The organism is Staphylococcus schweitzeri, assembly GCF_002902405.1.
Taxonomy (GTDB): Bacteria; Bacillota; Bacilli; order Staphylococcales; family Staphylococcaceae; genus Staphylococcus; species Staphylococcus schweitzeri.
In genome coordinates, this window is the sequence record NZ_PPQS01000034.1 from 1 (window position 1) to 7401 (window position 7401).

Below are 7401 nucleotides of genomic sequence, written 5' to 3' on the forward strand. Positions count from 1 at the left end.
GCAGTTTACTAATTAATTTATTAAAAGCTACTTGTTTTCATTGAGAATAAGTAGCTTTTTCAAACACAAAAGTTTTATAAACACATAAATGGGTGATGAGCTATGTTTAAAAGAGCAAAATTAATCTTAATAGCAACATTACTGCTATCAGGATGTTCCATGATGAATAATGAATCAAATAAAGACACGAATACAGAAACAAAATCTGTGCCAGAAGAAATGGAAGCTTCGAAATATGTAGGACAAGGCTTCCAACCACCTGCAGAAAAAGATGCGATTGAATTTGCGAAGAAGCATCGTAAAGAATTTGAAAAAGTAGGTGAACAATTCTTTAAAGATAACTTTGGACTAAAAGTTAAAGCTACAAATGTTGTAGGTAAAGATGATGGTGTAGAAGTTTATGTGCATTGTGATGACCACGACATCGTATTTAATGCGAGTATTCCATTTGACAAATCAATTATTGACAGTAATAGCTCATTAAGAAGTGAGGATAAAGGCGATGATATGAGTACTTTAGTAGGTACAGTGTTGAGTGGTTTTGAATATCGAGCACAAAAAGAAAATTATGACAATTTATATAAATTTTTCAAAGATAATGAAAAGAAATATCAATATACAGGTTTTACTAAAGAAGCAATTAACAAGACGCAAAACGTCGGGTATCAAAATGAATACTTTTATATTACATATTTATCAAGAAACTTAAAAGAATATCGTAAATATTATGAGCCATTGATTCATAAAAATGATAAAGAATTTAAAGAGGGTATGCAACAAGCCAGAAAAGAGCTAAATTATACTGCCAATACTGATGCAGTTTCTACACTTTTTTCAACTAAGAAAAACTATACTAAAGACAATACAGTAGATGATGTGATTGAATTGAGTAATAAATTAAAAGAAAAACCCAATATGCCTCAAAAATCTCAAGTTACTATTCAATTAGGAAAATCTAGTATAAATACTAAAAAACCATTTTATGACGATATAAATCCAATTGAAGGGTAAGTGAATATAAAGTGAATAAAATAAATGATAGGGACATAGCAGAATTGAGCAGTTATTGGGTTTATCAAGATATAAATGAAAAAAAGATTTTAAAGTAAATGGAAAACGGTTCAAACAAATAGATAATTATAATGATAATATGAATGGTGCTGCTGATATTAAAACATACGAGTTACTTAATGATCAGGGGAATCCAACTGGTCAACAGACAATAATTTATCAAGGAACATCTAATGAGGCAATTAACCCAAATAATCCATTAAAATCATCGGGTTTTGGAGATGATTGGCTCCAAATTGCTAAATTAATGAATAATGATAATGAAAGCACAGATTATTTAAAGCAAGTAGAAGAATTCGCAAATAGTTATCGACAAAAAATTAAAGATGCTTCGGTTCTTGATGAAAATGAATTTAGAAGAAAATACAAAACTATACCTTATAATTACAAAAACAAAACAATTGTGGCGAATGGTGGTAATTCAGAAGGCGGTGCAGGAGCAAAATTTCAAGGAGCGAAACATCCGAATGAAAAAGTTGTTGCTACTGACTCAGCAATGATTCCTTATGCTGCTTGGCAGAAATTTGCTAGACCACGCTTTGATAATATGATTAGTTTTAATAGTACCAACGATTTATTAACATGGTTACAAGATCCTTTCATCAAAGATATGCCAGGAAAACGCGTTAACATTAATGATGGTGTACCTAGGTTAGATGCTTTAATAGACAGCCATGTATGTTATAAAAGGAAGTTAAATAGAAAGAATAACACATACGATACCGTACCATTAATCAAAATAAAGTCGGTAAAAGATACAGAAATTAAAAATGGAAAAAGGTAAAAAAGATTATTAACATAACATTAGATATGGATGGGCGAATTCCAATAAATGTTTGGACGAGAGATTCGATTGCACGTTCCGGAAAAGGAACTTTAATTAAACAGAATTTAGAAAACCTTGATGCGTTGAGTAAACTGATAACCGGTGAAACTAGTGGTATGTTAGCAGAATGCGTAATCTTTTTAAATGAAAGTTTTAACATCTCAGAAAATGAAAATAAAAATTTTGCAGATAGAAAAAAACAATTATCAGAAGGATTTAAGGATAAGATTAACTTATTTCAATTAGAAGAAATGGAAAGAACTTTAATTAGTAAAATAAACTCACTTGAAGAAGTTGCAGATGAAACGATAGAAAGTATAAGTGCTGTTAAACACTTATTACCTGATTTTGCATTGGATGCATTAAAAGAAAGAATTAATGAATTGTTTAATGGAATAAAATCTTTTATAGAAAAAGTATATGATAGTATAGATAGTGAAATTAAAGAAATTTTCAAAAATATTGATCATGACTTCAAGGATGGAGTATCTGAAGAAATGATGAAACATTTGAAAGTAGTAAAACAGAATATTCAGCAAATAAAAAATCAAAATGATATTTATAGTAGGCAAATCGCAGATATTAGAAGTATTATGAAACAACAAGATGTAACAATTTTAGATGGAAATTATCAAATTAATTATAGCGGTGAAAATATGGTGCAGGGTCTAGTTTTACCTTCTAATTATTTAGGAAGAAAAATGAAAATATTAAAAGACCATATCGATGATGGTATTAAAAAATTGGCAGACTATGTTCAAGGTATATATGATGAATATGCAGCGAAAATTGTCGATTTAATAAAATATTTGATTAATACAATACCCAAAATACGTAAGAATTTAAGACATGCAATTGAAATATTAAATGTAAAAAAGAAAGAGTTTTTGTCCATAATTCCTAAAGCGACTTGTAATTATATTAAAACTAAATTAGAAGAATTAGATAATAATTTAGGCAAATGGGAGCCATTTCTTAATGATTTAAAAGCAGTGTCACCAATTTTAGATAACCATTTAGGTGATATTGTTAAGAACATGAAGCCTTTGATTGTACAAATGTTATTTGAACCATCGCATTATGACGATATGTTTATTTTAAACACACAAGCTCATGCTCGTCTTGATCAAATGGCACAGCAGTTTGAAGTTGTTTGTAATGGCTTGAACGAAAATGAAGGACAAGCTATTCAAACAATGGATCAATCTGCCTCGTTAATTCGTTCAAACTTAATTCAAGTTAAAGAACAATTAGAAAAACTAGCAGTTTACTAATTAATTTATTAAAAGCTACTTGTTTTCATTGAGAATAAGTAGTTTTTTCAAACATAAAAGTTTTACCAACACATAAATGGGTGATGAGCTATGTTTAAAAGAACTAAACTAATCTTAATAGCAACGATACTACTATCAGGATGTTCAACTACCAATAACGAATCCAACAAAGAAACAAAATCTGTACCAGAAGAAATGGAAGCTTCCAAATATGAAGGACAAGGCTTTCAACCATCCGCAGAAAAAGATGCGATTGAATTTGCGAAGAAGCATCGTAAAGAATTTGAAAAAGTAGGTGAACAATTCTTTAAAGACAACTTTGGACTGAAGGTAAAGGCTACCAATGTTGTAGGTAAAGATGATGGTGTAGAAGTTTATGTGCATTGTGATGATCATGGCATTGTATTTAATGCAAGTCTGCCCTTGTACAAAGATGCCATCCATCAAAAAGGATCAATGCGTAGTAATGACAATGGTGATGATATGAGTATGATGGTAGGTACAGTACTCAGTGGCTTTGAATATCGAGCACAAAAAGAAAAGTATGATAATTTATATAAATTTTTCAAAGAAAATGAAAAGAAATATCAATATACAGGCTTTACAAAAGAAGCAATAAACAAGACGCAAAATGTTGGATATAAAAATGAATATTTTTATATTACATACTCTTCTAGAAGTTTAAAAGAATATCGAAAGTATTATGAACCATTGATTCGAAAAAATGATAAAGAATTTAAAGAAGGAATGGAACGAGCAAGAAAAGAAGTGAATTATGCTGCTGATACAGATGCAGTAGCAACATTGTTTAGTACAAAGAAAAATTTTACTAAACGCAATACAATAAATGATGCAATTAAACTAAGCAATAAATTGTATAATTTAAAAAATAAACCAGATAAATCTACAATCACAATTCAAATAGGGAAACCTACTATTAAAACTAAAAAGCCCTTCTATGATGATAATCATCCAATAGAATTAGGGGTGTACAGTAAAGATGAATTACATTAAAAATATTGCTTTTAATATTCTAAACAAACACATAAATGGGTGATGAGCTATGTTTAAAAAAGCAAAATTAATCTTAATGGCAACACTACTGCTATCAGGATGTTCCACGATGAATAATGGATCAAATACAGAAACAAAATCTGTGCCAGAAGAAATGGAAGCTTCGAAATATGTAGGACAAGGCTTCCAACCACCTGCAGAAAAAGATGCGATTGAATTTGCAAAGAAGCATAAAGAAAAAATTGCTGAACGAGGCGAACAATTTTTTATGGATAACTTCGGTCTAAAAGTTAAAGCTACCAATGTTGTAGGTAGTGGTGACGGCGTAGAAGTATTCGTGCATTGTGATGACCACGATATCGTATTTAATGCGAGTATTCCATTTGATAAATCAATTATTGACAGTGATAGCTCATTAAGAAGTGAGGACAAAGGCGATGATATGAGTACTCTAGTTGGTACAGTACTCAGTGGCTTTGAATATCGAGCACATAAGGAAGAGTTGGATAATTTAACAAAAGTTTTAAAAGAATATAAAAGTAAATACAAATATACTGGTTATACTGAAAATGCAATTATGAAAACGCAGAATAGTGGTTTTAGAAATGAGTATTATTATTTGACTGCAATTCCATATACTTTAGATGAATATAAAAAGTATTTTCAACCTTTAATCAAAGAGGATGATAAGTCTTTTAGGGACGGTATGAAAAACTCAAAAAAACAACTTAAAGATAAATCTCGTCCATATATTGTTACAACTTTATTTAGTACTAAAGATAATTTTACTAAAGATAATACAATAGACGAGATGATTGATTTTTCTGAAGTACTAAAAAAGAAAAAGAATATTCCTCGTGATTTGAATGTTTCTCTTCAAATTTCTAATAAATATATAAATACAAAAAGACCTAACTATAGTAAGAAGGATGTAATAGAAGTAGGTGTATTTAATCATGAAAAAACTAACACGAATGATTAAACTAATAACAATAAAAAGGTAGGTTCAAAAAAGCCATCCCAACAACAGATAAAACCACAAACCAATCAAACCTATCCAAACAATGCTCGCAAATTACCAATGTATCACTATCCAATTACGTAACTATGATCTAATTTAAGCATAGTTATTGAGGTTTTGTGATATATAGTATAAAATTAATGAGAATTAAATTTAATAATGTAAAATTCATCTTCGGGGTCGGGTGTAATTCCCAACCGGCAGTAAATTAAGCCTGCGACCTGCTAGTATGTTTCATATTAGTGGCTGATCTAGTGAGATTCTAGAGCCGACAGTATAGTCTGGATGGGAGAAGATGGAGGTTTTTTGTTGTGCAATAATCCTCCTATTCTTACGAGATGAATGGAAGGAGAAAATTGAATATGCAACAAAATAAACGTCTTATCACAATAAGTATGTTGAGCGCGATTGCGTTTGTGTTAACTTTTATCAAGTTTCCTATACCATTTTTGCCACCATACTTAACTTTAGATTTTAGTGATGTACCGTCATTGCTAGCTACATTTACGTTTGGACCAGTTGCCGGTATCGTAGTTGCACTGGTTAAAAATTTATTGAACTACTTATTTAGTATGGGCGATCCAGTTGGACCATTTGCTAACTTTTTAGCAGGCGCAAGTTTCTTATTAACTGCTTACGCCATCTATAAAAATAAACGTTCAACAAAATCTTTGATTACTGGATTAATCATTGCAACAATCGTTATGACTATCGTGTTGAGTATCTTGAACTATTTCGTTCTATTACCTTTGTACGGTATGATATTTAACTTAGCTGATATCGCAAATAATCTTAAAGTAATCATTGTTTCAGGAATTATACCATTCAATATTATTAAAGGTATCGTCATTTCTATTGTATTTATTTTACTATATAGAAGGCTTGCGAATTTCTTGAGAAGAATTTAATAAACTTAAATCAAAATAATTTACACATAATAATAAAAAGCAGGTGACTATCAATAAATGATAGCTTGCCTGCTTTTTCTATGGACCATTTTTCAAATAAAACAATTTATTCAAATTTTAAAGCGTCCCCATCAAATGATTCGTCTGCAATTTTAATAGAATCTGTAGGGCATCCATCTATCGCATCTTCCATATCTTCATATAATTCTTCAGGTACTTCTGCAGTACCTTGGTTATCGTCAAGGATTACGAAAGCAATACCTTCGTCGTCGTAATCATATATATCTGGCGCTGCTGCACCACATGCACCACATGCAATACAAGTATCCATATCAACGATTGTATATTTTGCCAATGTCTTCGCCTCCTTTGATAAAAATGCTAAAATAGTAATGTGATTAAAATTTTAGACAGCATCTTTTTTATTTTCAAATTATCCGTTTTACAGAGTGAGGGTTAAACTTGCAACACATTATAAAAACAGCATTACAACAAACATTTAACTATAAAACAAATAAAAGTATTTACAATATATTAGTCGGTAAGAAATCTCACCAAACCTTTTTTGACGCTTGTAGTCAACAACAGTTGTCATTATATCATAGTTTACCACTATTAAAATATCCGTCTTTTGAGCTATTTTTAGAAAATATAAATGAATTTGTCTCTGAAGTGGAAATAGCATTGCATCCAAGATTTACATTTGAAAGTATGGTACAAACATTTCAGGCAATGCAATTATTAGTGCAAACGATGTCTAATATTAAGCAACAGTCATTTCAATTTGTGCCAATCTCTCAAAATAATAAGATACAAGAAACAGTGAAAGTTGTCTATAACTATATTAAAGAAAATGAATTACTAAGTGATTTTGAAAATGAATTAAATAATTTATTTCAAGCAATTGCGGTAAAAGGGCCTTGTTATTTACATTATTATTTGCAAGGTTATGATGAACCAATGTATACAAGACAACAAGTAAGTTTAATAGAACAACTATCACAGCAACAGTTATTTGAATATGAAATGAATAATTTAGTGGCAATGATGTTTGAATTAGAAAATGGAGAATATACTATTTTATCAAGATTAATAATGAAACCTACTTTATCAAATCAAACCTACATTACTTATACAAGATTACTTGAACGATACACGATGGAAGATATAGCGGCACAACAACAAGTTAAAATCAATACTATCGAAGATCATGTACTAGAAATTTTAATCAAAGGTTATATGTCGAATTATGGTGATTATGTTGAAGATGAAAGACAACAACAATTT

General features: G+C 30.0%; 6 protein-coding genes, 1 pseudogene and 1 riboswitch. Of the genes and pseudogenes, 6 read left to right on the plus strand and 1 reads right to left on the minus strand.

Annotated elements, in window-relative coordinates; genetic code table 11:
- The first annotated feature begins 102 nt into the window (after nt 1–102).
- The 5 genes and pseudogenes from CD116_RS06515 (at nt 103) to CD116_RS06540 (ending at nt 6114) form a co-directional block, all read left to right on the plus strand.
- Nucleotides 103–1011: a DUF1672 domain-containing protein gene (locus CD116_RS06515; protein WP_103325219.1), complete on the plus strand. Its 909-nt coding sequence runs from the start codon at nt 103–105 to the stop codon at nt 1009–1011.
- Nucleotides 1012–1022: 11 nt separating this feature from the next.
- Nucleotides 1023–3171: pseudogene (locus CD116_RS13715) on the plus strand (hypothetical protein).
- A 90-nt stretch (nt 3172–3261) separates the two neighbouring features.
- Nucleotides 3262–4185, plus strand: coding sequence for a DUF1672 domain-containing protein (locus CD116_RS06530; protein WP_103325222.1), 924 nt, complete (start codon nt 3262–3264; stop codon nt 4183–4185).
- A gap of 49 nt (nt 4186–4234) precedes the next feature.
- Nucleotides 4235–5167: a DUF1672 domain-containing protein gene (locus tag CD116_RS06535; RefSeq protein ID WP_047549293.1), complete on the plus strand. Its 933-nt coding sequence runs from the start codon at nt 4235–4237 to the stop codon at nt 5165–5167.
- A 205-nt stretch (nt 5168–5372) separates the two neighbouring features.
- A riboswitch (FMN riboswitch) is annotated at nt 5373–5507 on the plus strand.
- Between the two features lie 61 nt (nt 5508–5568).
- Nucleotides 5569–6114 carry an ECF transporter S component gene (locus tag CD116_RS06540; RefSeq protein ID WP_047549296.1) on the plus strand — a complete coding sequence of 182 codons (546 nt, stop codon included), beginning with the start codon at nt 5569–5571 and terminating at the stop codon, nt 6112–6114.
- 106 nt (nt 6115–6220) lie between these two features.
- Here the strand turns inward: CD116_RS06540 and CD116_RS06545 are convergent, their stop codons facing one another.
- Nucleotides 6221–6469 (minus strand): ferredoxin, encoded by a 249-nt coding sequence (locus tag CD116_RS06545; protein ID WP_001151997.1) that lies wholly within the window; start codon nt 6467–6469, stop codon nt 6221–6223.
- 107 nt (nt 6470–6576) lie between these two features.
- On the opposite strand from CD116_RS06545, the gene CD116_RS06550 reads away from it, so the two are divergent.
- Nucleotides 6577–7401: helix-turn-helix domain-containing protein (locus CD116_RS06550; RefSeq protein ID WP_240625103.1), on the plus strand; the 825-nt coding region annotated here is incomplete at its 3' end.

Excerpts from the sequence above, each read along its gene's own strand:
- CD116_RS06515 (WP_103325219.1), top strand. The coding sequence starts at position 103 with ATGTTTAAAAGAGCAAAATTAATCTTAATAGCAACATTACTGCTATCA.
- CD116_RS06530 (WP_103325222.1), top strand. The coding sequence starts at position 3,262 with ATGTTTAAAAGAACTAAACTAATCTTAATAGCAACGATACTACTATCA.
- CD116_RS06535 (WP_047549293.1), top strand. The coding sequence starts at position 4,235 with ATGTTTAAAAAAGCAAAATTAATCTTAATGGCAACACTACTGCTATCA.
- CD116_RS06540 (WP_047549296.1), top strand. The coding sequence starts at position 5,569 with ATGCAACAAAATAAACGTCTTATCACAATAAGTATGTTGAGCGCGATT.